Annotated in this window: 15 protein-coding genes; 1 reads left to right on the forward strand and 14 read right to left on the reverse strand. The window is 63.1% G+C overall.

What is annotated here, in order from left to right:
- The 11 genes from TU80_RS21725 to TU80_RS21775 all read right to left on the reverse strand — a co-directional run bounded on the left by TU80_RS21725 (position 1) and on the right by TU80_RS21775 (position 12,249).
- The gene (locus tag TU80_RS21725) at positions 1-594 is read right to left on the reverse strand and encodes an aminodeoxychorismate/anthranilate synthase component II (protein WP_017847792.1); all 594 of its coding nucleotides are present in this window, start codon (positions 592-594) and stop codon (positions 1-3) included.
- A gap of 20 nt (positions 595-614) precedes the next feature.
- Complete coding sequence (gene trpE / locus TU80_RS21730) at positions 615-2,096, reverse strand: anthranilate synthase component I (RefSeq protein ID WP_017847793.1); 1,482 nt, start codon at positions 2,094-2,096, stop codon at positions 615-617.
- A gap of 69 nt (positions 2,097-2,165) precedes the next feature.
- Positions 2,166-2,984, reverse strand: coding sequence for a phosphoglycolate phosphatase (locus TU80_RS21735; protein WP_046381869.1), 819 nt, complete (start codon positions 2,982-2,984; stop codon positions 2,166-2,168).
- Entirely contained in the window at positions 2,981-3,655 is a 675-nt protein-coding gene (rpe, locus tag TU80_RS21740; protein WP_046381868.1) for a ribulose-phosphate 3-epimerase, read from the reverse strand. Before rpe ends, TU80_RS21735 begins: the two co-directional genes overlap by 4 nt.
- An 84-nt stretch (positions 3,656-3,739) precedes the next feature.
- Positions 3,740-4,888 carry an iron-containing alcohol dehydrogenase gene (locus TU80_RS21745; RefSeq protein WP_046381867.1) on the reverse strand — a complete coding sequence of 383 codons (1,149 nt, stop codon included), beginning with the start codon at positions 4,886-4,888 and terminating at the stop codon, positions 3,740-3,742.
- A 123-nt stretch (positions 4,889-5,011) separates the two neighbouring features.
- Complete coding sequence (locus TU80_RS21750) at positions 5,012-5,836, reverse strand: ABC transporter permease (protein ID WP_017847797.1); 825 nt, start codon at positions 5,834-5,836, stop codon at positions 5,012-5,014.
- Between the two features lie 12 nt (positions 5,837-5,848).
- Positions 5,849-7,096, reverse strand: a complete 1,248-nt coding sequence (locus TU80_RS21755) for an ABC transporter permease (protein WP_046381866.1) — start codon at positions 7,094-7,096, stop codon at positions 5,849-5,851.
- An 87-nt stretch (positions 7,097-7,183) separates the two neighbouring features.
- Complete coding sequence (locus TU80_RS21760; protein WP_057005388.1) at positions 7,184-8,224, reverse strand: ABC transporter substrate-binding protein; 1,041 nt, start codon at positions 8,222-8,224, stop codon at positions 7,184-7,186.
- Between the two features lie 44 nt (positions 8,225-8,268).
- Positions 8,269-9,381, reverse strand: coding sequence for an ABC transporter ATP-binding protein (locus TU80_RS21765; protein WP_046381864.1), 1,113 nt, complete (start codon positions 9,379-9,381; stop codon positions 8,269-8,271).
- Positions 9,382-9,606: 225 nt separating this feature from the next.
- Entirely contained in the window at positions 9,607-10,236 is a 630-nt protein-coding gene (locus TU80_RS21770) for a response regulator (RefSeq protein WP_017847801.1), read from the reverse strand.
- An 18-nt stretch (positions 10,237-10,254) separates the two neighbouring features.
- Positions 10,255-12,249, reverse strand: coding sequence for a sensor histidine kinase (locus TU80_RS21775; protein ID WP_057005389.1), 1,995 nt, complete (start codon positions 12,247-12,249; stop codon positions 10,255-10,257).
- Positions 12,250-12,326: 77 nt separating this feature from the next.
- Between TU80_RS21775 and TU80_RS21780 the strand changes: the two genes are divergently transcribed.
- Positions 12,327-13,301 carry an alpha/beta hydrolase family protein gene (locus tag TU80_RS21780; protein ID WP_046381862.1) on the forward strand — a complete coding sequence of 325 codons (975 nt, stop codon included), beginning with the start codon at positions 12,327-12,329 and terminating at the stop codon, positions 13,299-13,301.
- Between the two features lie 23 nt (positions 13,302-13,324).
- On the opposite strand, the gene TU80_RS21785 is transcribed toward TU80_RS21780, so the two are convergent.
- From TU80_RS21785 to TU80_RS21795, 3 genes are read right to left on the reverse strand one after another with little or no spacing between them, the layout of a single operon-like run.
- Positions 13,325-14,092, reverse strand: coding sequence for a TerB family tellurite resistance protein (locus TU80_RS21785; protein ID WP_017847804.1), 768 nt, complete (start codon positions 14,090-14,092; stop codon positions 13,325-13,327).
- A gap of 1 nt (position 14,093) precedes the next feature.
- Complete coding sequence (gene murU / locus TU80_RS21790; RefSeq protein ID WP_046381861.1) at positions 14,094-14,768, reverse strand: N-acetylmuramate alpha-1-phosphate uridylyltransferase MurU; 675 nt, start codon at positions 14,766-14,768, stop codon at positions 14,094-14,096.
- Positions 14,765-15,790 (reverse strand): aminoglycoside phosphotransferase family protein, encoded by a 1,026-nt coding sequence (locus TU80_RS21795; protein WP_057005390.1) that lies wholly within the window; start codon positions 15,788-15,790, stop codon positions 14,765-14,767. The genes murU and TU80_RS21795 overlap by 4 nt, the downstream gene beginning before the upstream one ends.
- Between the last annotated feature and the right edge of the window lie 114 nt (positions 15,791-15,904).

The raw sequence follows: 15,904 nt of genomic DNA on the forward strand, positions 1-15,904 counted from the left end.
TTAGCGCGTGCCGCCGCTCTGCTTGAGAAAGTTGGCGAACAGCTCGTAGCCCTGCTCGGTCAGGATCGACTCGGGGTGAAACTGCACCCCTTCGATGTTCAGTGTCTTGTGGCGCAAGCCCATGATCTCGTCGACCGAGCCGTCTTCCAGCTGGGTCCAGGCGGTCAATTCCAGGCAGTCGGGCAGGGTTTCGCGCTTGACCACCAGCGAATGGTAGCGCGTCACGGTGACCGGCAGGTTGAGGCCTTCGAACACGCCGAGGTTGTTATGGAACACCGGGCTGGTCTTGCCGTGCATCACTTGGCGCGCCCGCACCACCTCACCGCCAAACGCCTGGCCGATGGACTGGTGACCCAGGCACACGCCGAGGATCGGCAGCTTGCCGGCGAAGTATTTGATCGCCTCCAGGGAGATGCCCGCCTCGGTCGGCGTGCAGGGCCCCGGCGAAACCACAATGCGCTCCGGGTTCAGGGCGGCGATTTCGGCGACGGTCAGTTCGTCGTTGCGCACCACCTTGACCTCGGCACCGAGTTCGCCCAGGTACTGCACAACGTTGTAGGTAAAGGAGTCGTAGTTATCAATCATCAGCAACATGGGGGAAACCTCAAGAATTCTTAGCCCTGGGGGGTCTGTTCAGCCAACGCCACTGCACGGAACATGGCGCGGCGCTTGTTCAGGGTTTCTTCCCATTCGAGGGCCGGCACCGAGTCGGCGACGATCCCGCCACCGGCCTGCACATGCAGTTCCCCGTCCTTGATCACCGCCGTGCGAATCGCAATGGCGGTGTCCATGTTGCCGTTCCAGGCGAAATACCCCACGGCGCCGCCGTAGACACCGCGCTTGACCGGCTCGAGCTCGTCGATGATCTCCATCGCGCGAATCTTCGGCGCGCCCGACAAGGTGCCCGCCGGCAGAATCGCCCGCAGCGCGTCCATCGCGGTCAGGCCGGCCTTCAATTCGCCGGTGACGTTGGAGACGATGTGCATCACGTTGGAGTAGCGCTCGATGACCATCTTCTCCGTCAACTTCACCGAACCGATTTCCGAGACGCGCCCGGTGTCATTGCGGCCCAGGTCGATCAGCATGAGATGCTCGGCGATTTCCTTGTCGTCGCTGAGCAGCTCTTCTTCGAGCGCCAGGTCCGCTTCCTCGGTCGCGCCACGCGGGCGAGTACCGGCGATCGGGCGCACGGTGATCAGGTTGTCTTCGACGCGCACCAGCACTTCCGGCGAACTGCCGACGACGTGGAAGTCGCCGAAGTTGAAGAAGTACATGTACGGCGTCGGGTTGAAGCAACGCAGCGCGCGGTACAGGTCGATCGGCGCGGCCTTGAAGTCGATGGACATGCGTTGCGACGGCACCACCTGCATGCAGTCTCCAGCGAGGATGTATTCCTTGATGGTATCGACCGCCCGCTCGTAGTCATCCTGGGTAAAGCTGGAGCGGAACACCGGGTCGGCCGCCGGCGGACGGCGCAAATCCAGGCCGCGACGCGGGGTGATCGGCTGGCGCAGTTTTTCCAGCAGGGCTTCGAGGCTGGCCAGGCCTTGCTCGAACGCATCGCTCTGGGAGGGGTCGGCCAGCACGATTGCATGCATCTTGCCGGCGAGGTTGTCGAACACCACCACGGCGTCGGAGACCATCAGCAGAATGTCCGGAACGCCCAATGGATCGGGGTTCGGGCATTTACCCAGGCGTTTTTCCACATAACGCACGCAGTCGTAGCCGAAATACCCGACCAGGCCGCCGTTGAAACGCGGCAGCCCAGGGATGGTCGGCACGTTGTAGCGCGCCTTGAAGGTTTCGACGAAGGCCAGTGGGTCTTCGACGTCATGGCTTTCGATCTCGACGCCGTCATGGGTGATGCTGACGTGATGGTCGTACACGCGCATGACGGTGCGGCACGGCAGGCCGATGATCGAGTAACGGCCCCACTTCTCGCCGCCCTGTACCGATTCAAGCAGGTAGGAGTTTGGCGCGTCGGCCAGCTTCAGGTAGATCGACAGCGGCGTGTCGAAGTCGGCCAGGGTTTCGCAGGCCAGGGGGATACGGTTGTAGCCGGCAGCGGCCAAGCGCAGGAATTCTTCGCGGATCATGAGGTGCCTCGTGGCATGAGGGTCTAACAGTCAGGTGTGCAAACGTGCCGCAGCGCGGCCAGGATTCAGTCAGGCGCGCCAACGCCAGCGGGCCAGGGCCTTGATAACTTTCATCCAGAGTTTGCGAGTGACTACCACGATGGTATTTCCAGAAGGGGATGGATCGGTGTCGGCCAACGTTATCTCAGCGCCCGCTCCCAAGCAACCGGGGATTAGTCGGCGCAGGTCATCAATTACCAGCGCGGGCGACTCTTCGGCGATCGGCCGACCGTGGTTATAGCCGTAACTCAAGGCCACGCACTGCACGCCCGCCGCCTTGGCCGCCAGCACATCGCTACGCGAATCGCCGACAAACAACGACTGGGACGCCGGGATATTGGCCATTTTCATCACGAAAAACAGCGCCGCCGGGTCGGGTTTCTTCTGCGGCAAGGTATCGCCACCGATGATCCAGCGGAAATAACGACCGATTTTCATCTGGTCCAGCAACGGCGCGACGAAGCGCTCCGGCTTGTTGGTGATCAGGGCCATTTCCACGCCCTGCTTGCTCAGCCATTTGAGAGTGTCGCGCACGCCGGGGTACACCACGGTCAGTTCGTGGTGGTCTTCATAGGCGAGGTTGAACAATTCCAGGGCATGTTCGGCCTCGACATCATCGACCCCCTCGGCCTCGATGTGGTTGGCCAGCGCCCGGCGTACCAGTACCTGCGCACCGTTGCCGACCCATTTGCGCACCGACTCGATACCGACCGGCTTGCGCCCCAGCTTGAGCAGCATCTCGTCCACCGCCGCCGCCAGGTCCGGCACCGAGTCGATCAACGTACCGTCCAGATCGAACATCACCAGCCGTGGCAGTTTGCCGGGGAACAGCCGCTCGAAGCCGCTCATGGACGCGCCAGCGCCAGTTCCGCACGCATCTTGGCGATGACGTCCTGGTAGTTCGGCGCATTGAAGATCGCCGAGCCGGCGACAAAGGTGTCGGCGCCGGCGGCAGCGATTTCGCGGATATTGTTGACGTTGACCCCGCCGTCGATTTCCAGGCGGATCTCACGCCCCGAGGCATCGATCAGCGCACGGGCTTCGCGCAGCTTGTCGAGGGTGCCGGGGATGAACTTCTGCCCGCCGAAACCTGGGTTGACGCTCATCAGCAGCACCATGTCGACTTTGTCCATCACGTACTTGAGCACGTCCAGCGGGGTGGCCGGGTTGAACACCAGGCCCGCCTTGCAGCCGCCTTCGCGGATCAGTTGCAGGGTGCGGTCGACGTGCAGCGAGGCTTCCGGGTGGAAGGTGATGTAAGTCGCGCCCGCTTCAATGAAGTCCCCGACGATGCGGTCTACCGGGCTGACCATCAGGTGCGCGTCGATCGGCGCGGTGACACCGTACTTGCGCAACGCCGCGCAAACCATCGGGCCGATGGTCAGGTTGGGGACGTAGTGGTTGTCCATGACATCGAAGTGGACGAAGTCGGCACCGGCGGCCAACACGTTGTCCACTTCCTCACCCAGACGGGCGAAGTCGGCGGAGAGAATCGATGGAGCGATAACGAAGGGCTGCATGACGCACCTTTTTTGAGCTAAATCACAATGGCGCGCATTGTATACCTCATGCTTTGCCCAGCGCACCGTGACCTAACTCAACGGCTAGTACGCCGCCCGATAGATTTTCTCGATATCGGCAGCGCTGAGTTGGCGCGGATTGTTGCACATCAGGCGCTCGATACCCGCCGCTTCCACGGCCATCGCGGCGAGTGCGTCTTCGGGGATACCGAAGCTGCGCAGGCCCGATGGGATCTCCACCGCGGCGCACAGTCGCGTCATCGCCTCAACCGCCTGGTCGGCGGCGTCATTGATGCTCAGGCCGGTGACATTCACGCCCATGGCCTGGGCAATGTCCTGCATGCGTTCGACACACGCCAGCTTGTTCCAGTGCATGACATACGGCAGCAACAGCGCATTGCTCACGCCATGGGCGATATTGAAGCGCCCGCCCAGCGGATACGCCAACGCATGCACCGCGCCGACCCCGGCGTTACCGAACGCCATCCCGGCCATCAGGCTGGCGGTGGCCATGTCGTCGCGGGCCTGCAGGTTGGCCGGGTTGGCGTAAGCCTTGGGCAACGCCTTGGCAATCAGCTTGATCGCGCCGATGGCCAAGGCATCGGTAATCGGCGAGGCGTTCAGCGACAGGTAGGACTCAATGGCATGCACCAGCGCATCCACGCCACTGGCGGCGGTGACGCTGCGCGGGCAGGTCAGGGTCATCTGCGGGCTGATGAGTGCGACGTCCGGCAGCAGGAAGTCACTGACGATGCCCTTTTTCAGTTGCGCGGCCTTGTCGGAGAGGATCGCGACGTTGGTCACTTCCGAGCCGGTGCCGGCCGTCGTGGGAATGGCGATCAGCGGCGGGCCCTTGCGCGGCACCTGATCGACACCGAACAGGTCCGCCAGCGCGCCGTGGTATCCGGCATAGGCCGCCACGCTCTTGGCGATATCGATCGCACTGCCGCCGCCCAGGCCGATCAGGCCGTCATGCCCGCCTTCGCGGTAGGCGCGCATGCAATCTTCGACAATGGCGATTTCCGGGTCGGGCAGCACCCGGTCGAAGATCTCGTAAGAGCGCTCGCCCAAATGCGCCAGCGCCAGCGCCACGGTGCCGGACTTGACCAGCGCGGCATCGGTGACGATCAGCGGGTTGTCGACATCCAGCCGCGTCAACTCTGCGGCCAATTGCTCGATGGCGCCGGCGCCAGTCAACAGTTTGTGGGCGATCTTGAATGAGGAAGTACTCATGTGCGCGGCCTCTTGTCGATTGTGGGCTGGCACAAGAGTAGCTGACGGAGATCGGTTGTCTTCCATTCAACAGCTGAATGGTCACAGAACCGATTGTGGGAGGGGGCTTGCCCCCTCCCACATTTAGACCTGGGCGGTGCGCAACTTCTCGCTACGGCCGCGCAGCCATTCCAGGGTCAGCAGCAGCAACACCGAGAAAGCAATCAGCAAGGTCGCCGCGGCGGCAATCGTCGGGCTGAGGTTTTCGCGGATACCGCTGAACATCTGGCGCGGCAGGGTCGCTTGCTCGGGGCCGGCGAGGAACAGCGTCACCACCACTTCGTCGAACGAGGTGGCAAACGCGAACAGCGCCCCGGAAATCACCCCCGGCGCGATCAGCGGCAAGGTCACCCGGCGAAATGCGGTCAACGGCGATGCCCCCAGGCTGGCCGCTGCCCGCACCAGGTTATGGTTGAAACCCTGCAAGGTCGCGGACACCGTGATGATCACAAACGGCACGCCCAACACGGCATGGACCACGATCAGCGAAAAGAAACTGTTACCCAGCCCCAGCGGCGCGAAGAACAGGTAACTGGCCACGCCGATGATCACCACCGGCACCACCATCGGCGAAATCACCAGGGCCATCACCAGCGCCTTACCGGGGAAATGCCCACGGGTCAGGCCGATCGCCGCCAACGTGCCGAACACCATGGCCAGCACGGTGGCCGCCGGGGCGACGATGACGCTGTTCTTCAGCGCCCGCATCCATTCGGCCGAGGCGAAAAAGTCCTGGTACCAGTGCAGCGAGAAGCCTTGCAGCGGGTACACCAGGAAGCTGCCGCTGTTGAACGACAGCGGGATGATCACCAGCACAGGCAGAATCAGGAACAGCAGGATCAAGCCGCAGAGGATCCGCAAGCTGTAGAACCACACCCGCTCCACGGGCGACATATAAGGGCTCAGCATCGCAAGGTCTCCTTAGCTCAGGCGCAGGCGGCTGGCGCCCACCAGCCGGTTGTAGATCAGGTACAGCAGCACGGTGGCCAGCAGCAGCAAGCCGCCCAACGCGGTCGCCATGCCCCAGTTGATGCTGGTGTTGGTGTAGAAGGCCACGAAGTAGCTGACCATCTGGTCGTTCGGGCTGCCCAGCAAGGCTGGGGTGATGTAGTAACCAATCGCCAGGATGAACACCAGCAGGCAGCCTGCGCCCACACCGGCGTAGGTTTGCGGGAAGTACACGCGCCAGAAGCTGGCGAATGGGTGACAGCCCAGGGAAATCGCAGCGCGCATGTAGGTCGGCGAGATGCCTTTCATCACGCTGTAGATCGGCAGAATCATGAACGGCAGCAGGATATGCACCATGGAGATGTAGACCCCGGTGCGGTTGAACACCAGCTCCAGCGGCTTATCGATCAGGCCCATGCCCATCAGCGCGCTGTTGATCAGGCCACCGGACTGCAGCAGCACGATCCACGCCGCCACGCGCACCAGGATCGAGGTCCAGAACGGCAGCAGCACCAGAATCATCAGCAGGTTGCTTTGCCGTGCCGGCAGGTTCGCCAGCAGGTAGGCCAGCGGATAGGCCAACAGCAGGCAGACAAAAGTGATCACCAGGCCCATCCAGAAGGTGCGGGCGAAGATGTCCAGGTAGATCGCCTGGTCCGGCGTGGCCGGGGCCACTTCGCCGAGGTCGTCGATGCGGTGATCGACGGCCGCCAGCAGATAGTACGGCGTCAGGCTGCTGGTATTGCGCCGGATCGCCTGCCAGTACGCCGGGTCGCCCCAGCGTTCGTCGAGGGTTTCCAACGCTTCTTTATAAGAGGCCGGCGCTTCGGTAAACGGCAGCGCCCGCGCGGTTTTGGTCAGCAGGCTGCGATAGCCGGCCAGTTCCATGTTCAAGCGTTTCGACAGATCGCCGAGGGTCTGGTTCTTGCGCGCTTCGCCAAGGTCTTCGCTGAGCGCCTGGTACACCGGCTCGCCAGGCAAGCCGCGACCGTCCCAGGTCTTCACCGCCACCACCGTGCGCGGCAGGCCGCCCACGACTTCCGGGTTGCCGACACTTTTGTACAACAGCGCAACGATCGGCACCAGGAACACCAGCAGCAAAAACAGCACCAGCGGCGCAATCAAGGCCTGGGCCTTCCAGCGATTAAGCCGCTCGGCACGCGCCAGGCGCTGCTTGAGGGTGGGGCTGTTGACCTCGGTCGAGGGAACGGCGATGGCCATGGCTAACTCCGAAACTTGAAAATGAATGCACTCTGCCAAACGCAGCAGATCCCCTGTGAGAGGGGGCAAGCCCCCTCCCACATGGAGTTACTTGGCAGCCCAGGAATTGAAGCGCTGCTCAAGTTGCTCGCCGTTATCCGCCCAGAAGCTCACATCGATCTGCACCTGGTTGGCGATGTTCTCAGGCGTGGTCGGCATGTCTTTGAGCACGTCCTTGGCCAGCAACGGTACGGCTTGGGTGTTGGCCGGGCCGTAAGCGATGTTTTCCGAGTAGATCTTCTGCTGCTGCGGCTGCACCGAGAAGGCGATGAACTTCTTCGCCGCTTCTGCGCGATCCTTGGCCAGGCCTTTTGGAATAGCCCACGCGTCGAAGTCGTAGATGCCACCGTTCCAGACCACTTTCAGGTTGCTCTCTTTCTGTACGGCAGCGATGCGACCGTTGTAGGCCGAGCTCATCACTACGTCACCCGAGGCGAGGTACTGCGGCGGTTGCGCGCCGGCTTCCCACCACTGGATCGACGGCTTGAGTTCGTCGAGCTTTTTGAACGCACGGTCCTGGCCGTCTTTGCCGGCCAGCACTTTGTACACATCCTTCGGCGCCACGCCGTCAGCCATCAACGCGAATTCGAGGGTGTATTTGGCACCCTTGCGCAGGCCGCGCTTGCCAGGGAATTTCTTGGTGTCCCAGAAGTCCGCCCAACTGGTCGGCGCGCTGCTCAGCTTGTCAGCGTTGTAGGCGAGTACGGTCGACCACACGAAGAAGCCCACGCCGCATGGCTGGATCGCGCCTTTGACGTAGTCAGCGCTGTTGCCGAACAGTTTCGGGTCCAGCGGCTCGAACATGTCTTCGTCGCAACCACGGGACAGTTCCGGCGACTCCACTTCCACCAGGTCCCAGGACACGCTCTTGGTGTCGACCATGGCTTTGATCTTGGCCATCTCACCGTTGTACTCGCCGGCGACGATTTTGCCGTTGCCCGCACTTTCCCACGGTGCATAGAAAGCCTTGACCTGTGCGGCCTTGTTCGCGCCACCAAAGGACACGACCGTCAGATCCGGGCCAGCCATGGCCTGGGTCGCGCCGATCAAGCCGATCGCCAGTGCGGAATACTTAAGGGATCTCAACATTGTTGTTCTCTCCACGTGCAGGGTTGGTGAAGCCATGGGGGCGATTATTTCGCCTCTAGAAGTGGGTCGAGTGCGCGAACGTGCTCGACTTGCCAGCCAATCGGTACCACGTCGCCGACCGCCAGTGCCGGGTCCAGCTCGGCGATCGGTTGTTTCACAAAAAAATCGGTCATGCCGCAGACTTCCAGGCGCACGCGCACGTGGTCGCCCAGGTAGACAAATTCCGCTACTCGCCCAGAGAAGCGGTTCACGCAACGTTCGCTGGAGCCATTGAGGCTGACGCGCTCAGGCCGCACCGACAAGGTCACCGGGCCGCCAACCTGGCCGACGTTCACCGCCAGTGCCTCGACTTTCTCGCCGCGCGCCAGTTCCACCACGCAGCGGTCGCCGGTGTGGCTGTGCAGGCGACCGTTGAGGCGGTTGTTTTCGCCGATGAAGTTGGCGACGAAGGTATTTTTCGGCTCTTCGTACAGGGTACGTGGCGCCGCAATCTGCTGGATCTCGCCCTGATGGAACACGGCCACCCGGTCGGACATGGTCAAGGCTTCGCCCTGGTCGTGGGTCACATACACCACGGTCACGCCGAGGCGTTGGTGCAGGTGCTTGATCTCCATCTGCATGTGTTCGCGCAATTGCTTGTCGAGGGCGCCGAGGGGTTCGTCCATCAGCACCAGCTGCGGTTCGAACACCAGCGCCCGGGCCAATGCCACACGCTGTTGCTGGCCGCCGGAGAGTTGCGCCGGGTAGCGTTGGGCGAAGGCGTCGAGCTGGACCATGCTCAGCACGCGCTTGACCCGCTCGCTGATATCGGTCTTGCTCAACCCTCGCACCGACAGGGGAAACGCCAGGTTCTCGGCCACGGTCATGTGCGGGAACAACGCGTAGTTCTGGAACACCATGCCGATATCGCGCTTGTGCGGCGGCACGTGGTTGATGGCACGCCCGGCCAGCTGGATTTCGCCGGCAGTCGGCGTTTCGAAGCCGGCCAGCATCATCAGGCTGGTGGTCTTACCCGAACCCGACGGCCCTAGCAGGGTGAGGAACTCGCCCTTGCGAATCTCCAGGTTGAGGTCTTTGACGATCAGGTTCTCGCCGTCGTAGCTCTTCTGCACGCCACGAAAGCTGACCAGCACATCATTTGAATCCGCCTCGCTCATACCCGCACCTTTGTATTTTGGACTGCTGTGGCACAAGCGTAGTCCAGGGGCGGGGCCCCGGAAATCGGGGGCCAGGAGAGAATCACATCAGCCGGATGGAAGGTTGGGGGTAGGGAACGCCCTACAGCGATGACGGGGATAGAACAGCGCCGCTATGAGCGCCAGCCTGCAAGCGCCGAGAACGGGCAAATGGCGCCCTGAAGGAGGTCGCAAACAGGCATGTCGTCAGAGCAGCTTGTGCTCCATGGCGTACTTCACCAGTTCGGCCAGGGAGGTGATGTTGAGCTTTTGCATCAGGCGTGCCTTATGGGTGCTGATGGTCTTGCTGCTCAACGCCAGTTGCTGGGCGATGTCGTTGACGTTGGCGCCCTGGGCCAGGCGTTCGAACACCGAGAACTCGCGTTCCGACAGCAGCGAATGCAAAGGTCGCGAATCGGTCAGGCCGACCTCGAAGACCATGCGATCGGCCAGGTCCGGGTCGATATAGCGCCCGCCAGCCGCGACCTTGCGAATCGCCATCAAGAGCAGGGCCGGGTCGCTGTCCTTGGTGGCATAACCGGCCGCGCCTACCTTCAGGGCCCGCGCGGCCATCTGCGCTTCATCGTGCATCGACAGCACCAGGATCGCCGGCGGATTGCTCAGCGCACGAATCCGCGCGATGGCTTCCAGGCCGTTGACGCCAGGCATCGAGATATCCAGCAACACCACCTCGCAAGGCACATGGCGCAAGGTCTCCAGCAACTGCTCGCCATTGCCCGCCTCGCCCACCACCAGCAAGTCTTTGGCCAGGCCGATCAATTGCTTGATGCCTTCACGCACGATGGTGTGGTCTTCGGCTACCAGTACACGGATCACAGGGGTTTCCTCTTATTGTTATGCATCCAATGGCACCGTCACACTCAGGATGGTGCCCTCCCCCGGCTGGCTGTCCAGGTTCAACTGCCCGCCCATGATCAGCACGCGCTCACGCATGCCGACCAGGCCGAACGACACCGGGCGGCCCTTGGCCTCGATGAAACCGACGCCGTCGTCGCTGATGGTCAGCCGCAGTTGCTTGCCCTCCACCGCCAGGGTCAGCTCGACAGTATGCGCCTGGGCATGGCGCATCACATTGGTCAGCGCCTCCTGCAGGATACGGAACAGGCCAATGGCCTTGGCATCGCTCAAGGCCGGCAGGTTATCCGGGACTTGCACCAGGCAGGGAATCTGCGTGCGCGCTTCGAAGCGCCGCGCCTGCCACTCGATGGCCGAGGCGATCCCGGCGTCGAGAATCGGCGGGCGCAACGCCGTGGCCACGTCGCGCACCAATTGAAACAGTTGGGCGATCAGGCGTTTCATGCTGTTCAAGCGCTCGTTCAGGCCGGGGTCCAGTTGCGCATAGGCCAGCTCGCACATGGAGGTTTCCAGCTTGAGTACGGTGAGCATTTGCCCGAGTTCGTCGTGTACTTCGCGGGCGATGCGCGCCTTTTCTTCTTCACGCACGGTTTCCAGGTGCGCCGACAGTTCGCGCAACTGCGCTTCGCTTTGCAGCAACGCAGCCACATAACGGCGACGTTCGGTGACGTCATTGAGGTAGACCACCAGGTATTCGCCGTCGGCAAACCGCAGAAAGCTCAACGACACCTCGGCCGGCAGGATGCTGCCGTCTGCACGCAGGCAGTCGGCGGCGAAATGCTGTGGGCCCTCTTCGCTGGCACGCGCGCGTTTCCACAGGTTCAGCCAACGGTCCATGCTCAGGCTCGGGTCGAAATCGGCCAGCGGACGCTCGATCAGCGCGCCGGGGCCATAACCGAGCATGGTTTCCGCCGCCAGGTTGGCGTAGCGCACATGGCTGTCCCAATTGACCCAGAGGATGCCGACGGTACTTTGATCGATGGAAAACTGCGTCAGGCGCAGCGCTTCGGCACCGGCGGCGCGCGCGGCGCTTTCTTCGCGAGCGGCGAGCAGGTTGTGTTCCAGCACTCGTTGCTGGCGACGCTGCCAGAACACCACCGCCAGGCTGGCGAGCAGCAGCAACCCCAGCAGCAGGCTGAGGTTTTGCCACAGGCCGGGAGACTCGGACAGACGCGGGTATTTGGGTTGCAGCCAGCGGTTGTGCAACTGGTCCAGATCGCGGGCGGGGATGGCGCGCAACGCGCTTTCCATGATGCCGGACAGTTCCGGCCAGTCGCGGCGGGTCGCCACCCGCAGCAATTGCGGCAGGCCGATATCGCCGACCACCGCCAGCCCGGAGAACTCAGGCTCGCCCGACAAGCGGCTCAGTTGCGCCTCATCCACCACGGCGTAACGCGCCTGCTGACTGACCAGCAACTGCAAGGCCTGGCGCTCCATGGGCACGCCTTGCAGGTTGAGACCGGGATAGGTGCTGCGCAGGTAATCGGCCACGGCGCTGGGCATACGCACGGCGACGCGGGAATGTTCGTCGAGTTTTTCCAATTCCACCGCACCGCCGCCCTCACGCACACCGACGATACGCTGGGGCACGCGCATGTACGGGTCGGTGAACAACCACAGGCGCAAACCGGCCGGGGTTTGCTGCAGGCCGGGGGCGATGTCCACCTCGCCGTCGCGCAGGGCGGCTTCCAGTTGCTCCTGAGTGGGGAAATTGCGCCACGTCAGCTCGATGTTCAGGGCCTTGGCCAGCCATTGCATCAACTCGACATTGGCCCCCGACAAACGCTGCAGGCGCCGGTCGTATTGCGCATACGGCGCCTGCAAGACCAGTCCCACCCGCAACTCCGGGTGCTGCGCCAGCCATTCGCGTTGCGGCACAGAGAGCTGCGCTTGCGCAGCGACAGGCACGGGCGCAGCCCCCGCCATCAAGGCAAAGCACATACAGCCGATAACCAGCAGACAGCGAAAACCCATGATCCACGTCTCACATCACTGACAAATACTGACCAACCCATTAGGCTGCTGGAATCACTTCTGGCCGGGAATTAACGATGCCCTATCGAAACCGTTCGGCACTGCCAGCATTGTGCCTGTCACTCCTCTTTACCGCCGTCTTTTCTGCCCAGGCCGCCGACGCGCCTGCGCCGGTTGCGGAAAAACCGCTCGAACGCCAGCCCCTGCCGGAGCGGAGCCGGGAAGAAGCCAGCGCCCTCGAACGCCAGATCCCACGCGAAGAACAGCAACAGCTGCAGGCCGGCAGCGATTCATTCCTGGCCTTGTGGAAACCGGCCAACAGCGCCGAAGCCGAAGGCGTGGTGATTATCGTACCTGGCGCGGGTGAAAATGCTGACTGGCCGCAAGCAATTGCACCATTGCGGCGTAAATTGCCGGATGCCGGCTGGGGCACCCTCAGTCTGTCACTGCCGGACGTGAACCTGGACACCTTGCCACCACGGGTGATCGAAGCGCCCAACGCGGCCGTCGACACCAGCAGCAAAGACGGCAGCACCGCCGCCAAACCGATCGAGCAAGCCGCCAGCGCGGAAGCCGAAGGCACCGACCCGGCCGTGGTGCCGGGCGCGGACGAACAGGACAAGACCGATGCCAAGCGCATCTTCGAGCGCATCGATGCCGCCGTCGCTTTCGCCCAGACCCAAGGCGCCCGCAGCGTGGTGCTGCTTGGCCATGGCAGCGGCGCCTGGTGGGCCGCGCGGTACTTGAGCGAGAAACAACCGAGCCAGGTGCAGAAGCTGGTGATGGTGGCGGGCAAGGCCCCCGTGGGTCGCCAACCGGACCTGCAACAACTCGCCCCGGGCTTGAAAGTCCCCACGGCGGATGTCTTCTACCAGGACCTCGCCCAGGACCGGAACACCGCACGGGAGCGCGCCCAAGCCGCCAAACGCTTGAAGAATGGCGGCTACAAGCAAGTGTCGCTCAAAACCTTGCCCGGCAACAGTTCGGCCGAGCAGGAGCAGTTGTATCGGCGGGTGCGCGGGTGGTTGAGCCCAGAGCCAAAAGACAGCTGACCGCCAGCACCCAAATGGGATGACTAGCGGAAATCCCGCCGCTCGCGAATCAACGTATAGGCGTTATGCAGTTCGCGGGTTCGCTCGGTGGCCTCACGCACTTGCGCGGGGCTGGCGCCGCTACCGGCGATCTTGTCTGGATGGTGGCGGCTGAGCAGGCGGCGGTAGGCGCGCTTGATCGCCGAGGGCTCGGTGGTGCTGGTCACCCCCAGAATCCGCAACGCCTCCTGATACGCGGCGCCACGGCTGGCCACCGGCTTGCGCTCCGGCGCGTAATCGGCGGCCAGCGCCTGAAGCTGTTGCGGCGTCCAGCCCAACCACTTGCCCCACAAGTTGATCAGGTCACGCTCGGCATCATCCGCGCGGCCATCCGCCCAGGCCATGCGCCAACAGGCGCGCAACACGCCTTCTGACGCATGGGGCTGGGACTTGAGGACGCGCAGGTAGGCGCGCACCCGGTCAGAGCCGGATTTACCGCGGTTGAACGCCGCAATCGCCCGACGCTGGGCCGGTTCGGTCATGTCCAGCGCGCGCATTTCCTGGCGTGCCTGCTGGATATGCCCGTCCGCCACGCGGCCATTGCTTTTGGCCAGGCGGCCCAGCAGCACAAACAACAGTTCGTCATTGCGCAACGCCGGGCGCCCGCCCAGGCGCTCACGCAACTGTGCCCAGCTGTGCAGTTGCAGGCGGCGATCCAGCGCCTGCCCGAGCAAGGCTCCCAACAAGGCCCCCGGAATACTGGCAATGGCAAAGCCAGCCCCGGCGCCGATCAGCGTCCCAGGCCACAACATCTTAGCGCCCCGCTGTCAGCAGGGTTTCGACTTGCGCCAGGCGCTCCAGCGTGCCGACATCGATCCAGCGTCCCGTCATGTGTTCTCCCGTTACTTGACCTTGCGCCATGGCCGCGCGCAACAGCGGCGCCAGCTTGAAGGCACCGGTGCTGCAACCCGCGAACAACTTGGGGTCGAGCACAGATATGCCACTGAAGGTCAGGTTATCGGCACCGGGCGCCGCATCATGAAGCACACCATGATCCAGGTGGAAATCCCCGCCCGAGGGGTGATGCGCCGGGTTATCGACCATCACCAAGTGGGCCAGGCCCTGGAGCGGGCGCTGGAGTTGGGCGAAGTCGTAATCGGTCCAGATATCGCCATTGACCACCAGAAAGGGCTCATCCCCCAGCAACGGCAGCGCCTGGAAAATCCCGCCGCCGGTTTCCAACGGTTCGCCCTCGGGGGAGTAGCGGATGCGCAGGCCAAACTGCGCACCGTCGCCCAGGTAGTTTTCAATCTGCTGGCCGAGCCAGGCATGGTTGATCACGACATCGGTGAACCCGGCCCTGGCCAGCGCCTCCAGGTGATACTCGATCAGGCGCTTGCCGCCCGCCTGCACCAGCGGCTTGGGCGTGTGCAAGGTGAGCGGGCGCATCCGCTCGCCTTTGCCGGCCGCCAGGATCATCGCCTTCATACGCTCGCCTCGGCGGGTTGGCGCAGGCTGGCCAGCAGCTCAGCCAGTTCGCCCAACTCCGGACGGTCCGCCAGTACCGCGTCTATATAGGCAAAGAAGCGCGGCACGTCGGCCAGGTAGCGTGGCTTGCCGTCGCGGTGGCAGATACGCGCGAAAATACCGATCACCTTGAGGTGACGCTGCACGCCCATCAGGTCGCTGGCGCGCAGGAAGCCATCGAAATCCGCCTGCACCGGGATGCCCAGGGTTATGGCGCGCTGCCAATAACCGCGCTGCCATTCGCGCACGCGGGCCTGGGGCCAACTGAGGAACGCGTCCTTGAACAGGCAGGTGATGTCGTAGGTCACCGGGCCGTAGACCGCGTCCTGGAAATCCAGCACGCCGGGGTTCGGTGCGCTGATCATCAGGTTGCGCGGCATGTAGTCGCGGTGTACCAGCACTTTCGGCTGGGCCAGGGCGCTGTCGATCAGGCGCTCGCTGACACGCTGCCAGAGCGCCTGCTGGTGCGCGTCGAATTCGATCCCCAGGTGGCGGCGCACGTACCATTCAGGGAAGAGCTCCAGCTCGCGGCGCAGTAAAGCGACGTCATAGCTGGGCAGCGGCGCGTCCATCGGCAACTGCTGGAAAGCCAGCAAGGCGTCGATGGCATCGGCGAACAATTGATCGGCATTTTGCTCGTCAATCACGTCCAGGTAGGTTTTTCTGCCCAGGTCGTTGAGCAAAAGAAAGCCGCGCGGCAAATCTTCTGCATAAATTTTTGGCACATTGATTGCCGATTTCGCCAGTAAATCGGCGATATCGACGAAAGGTTTGCAGTTTTCCTGGGGGGGTGGAGCGTCCATCACCACGAAAGTATGCGCCCCGCCTTCCCAGCGGAAGTAGCGCCTGAAACTCGCGTCGCTACTGGCCGCGGTCAATGTGGCCGGGGGTACGACGCCCCAATCCTGAGCGTTGAAGAGGATCGGCAACTGCTCATCCAGCCAGACTTTCAGCTGTTGTAAACGTAGATCTTGCTCGGGCATTACAAGGGTCTCCGACGGCGCTAGCCGTCAAGCGGGTCATGCTTTATTATCACGCATCTTTTTCAGACCATCGAGAGGCGTGCGGCCCACACCGCGGGCAGATGGCACGCAGGA

It is taken from the genome of Pseudomonas veronii (assembly GCF_001439695.1).
Lineage (GTDB): Bacteria > Pseudomonadota > Gammaproteobacteria > Pseudomonadales > Pseudomonadaceae > Aquipseudomonas > Aquipseudomonas veronii.

Bases quoted from the DNA above. Each gene is read 5' to 3' on its own strand.
- TU80_RS21725 (WP_017847792.1), bottom strand. From the start codon at position 594: ATGTTGCTGATGATTGATAACTACGACTCCTTTACCTACAACGTTGTG.
- trpE (WP_017847793.1), bottom strand. From the start codon at position 2,096: ATGATCCGCGAAGAATTCCTGCGCTTGGCCGCTGCCGGCTACAACCGT.
- TU80_RS21735 (WP_046381869.1), bottom strand. From the start codon at position 2,984: ATGAGCGGCTTCGAGCGGCTGTTCCCCGGCAAACTGCCACGGCTGGTG.
- rpe (WP_046381868.1), bottom strand. From the start codon at position 3,655: ATGCAGCCCTTCGTTATCGCTCCATCGATTCTCTCCGCCGACTTCGCC.
- TU80_RS21745 (WP_046381867.1), bottom strand. From the start codon at position 4,888: ATGAGTACTTCCTCATTCAAGATCGCCCACAAACTGTTGACTGGCGCC.
- TU80_RS21750 (WP_017847797.1), bottom strand. From the start codon at position 5,836: ATGCTGAGCCCTTATATGTCGCCCGTGGAGCGGGTGTGGTTCTACAGC.
- TU80_RS21755 (WP_046381866.1), bottom strand. From the start codon at position 7,096: ATGGCCATCGCCGTTCCCTCGACCGAGGTCAACAGCCCCACCCTCAAG.
- TU80_RS21760 (WP_057005388.1), bottom strand. From the start codon at position 8,224: ATGTTGAGATCCCTTAAGTATTCCGCACTGGCGATCGGCTTGATCGGC.
- TU80_RS21765 (WP_046381864.1), bottom strand. From the start codon at position 9,381: ATGAGCGAGGCGGATTCAAATGATGTGCTGGTCAGCTTTCGTGGCGTG.
- TU80_RS21775 (WP_057005389.1), bottom strand. From the start codon at position 12,249: ATGGGTTTTCGCTGTCTGCTGGTTATCGGCTGTATGTGCTTTGCCTTG.
- TU80_RS21780 (WP_046381862.1), top strand. From the start codon at position 12,327: ATGCCCTATCGAAACCGTTCGGCACTGCCAGCATTGTGCCTGTCACTC.
- TU80_RS21785 (WP_017847804.1), bottom strand. From the start codon at position 14,092: ATGTTGTGGCCTGGGACGCTGATCGGCGCCGGGGCTGGCTTTGCCATT.
- murU (WP_046381861.1), bottom strand. From the start codon at position 14,768: ATGAAGGCGATGATCCTGGCGGCCGGCAAAGGCGAGCGGATGCGCCCG.
- TU80_RS21795 (WP_057005390.1), bottom strand. From the start codon at position 15,790: ATGCCCGAGCAAGATCTACGTTTACAACAGCTGAAAGTCTGGCTGGAT.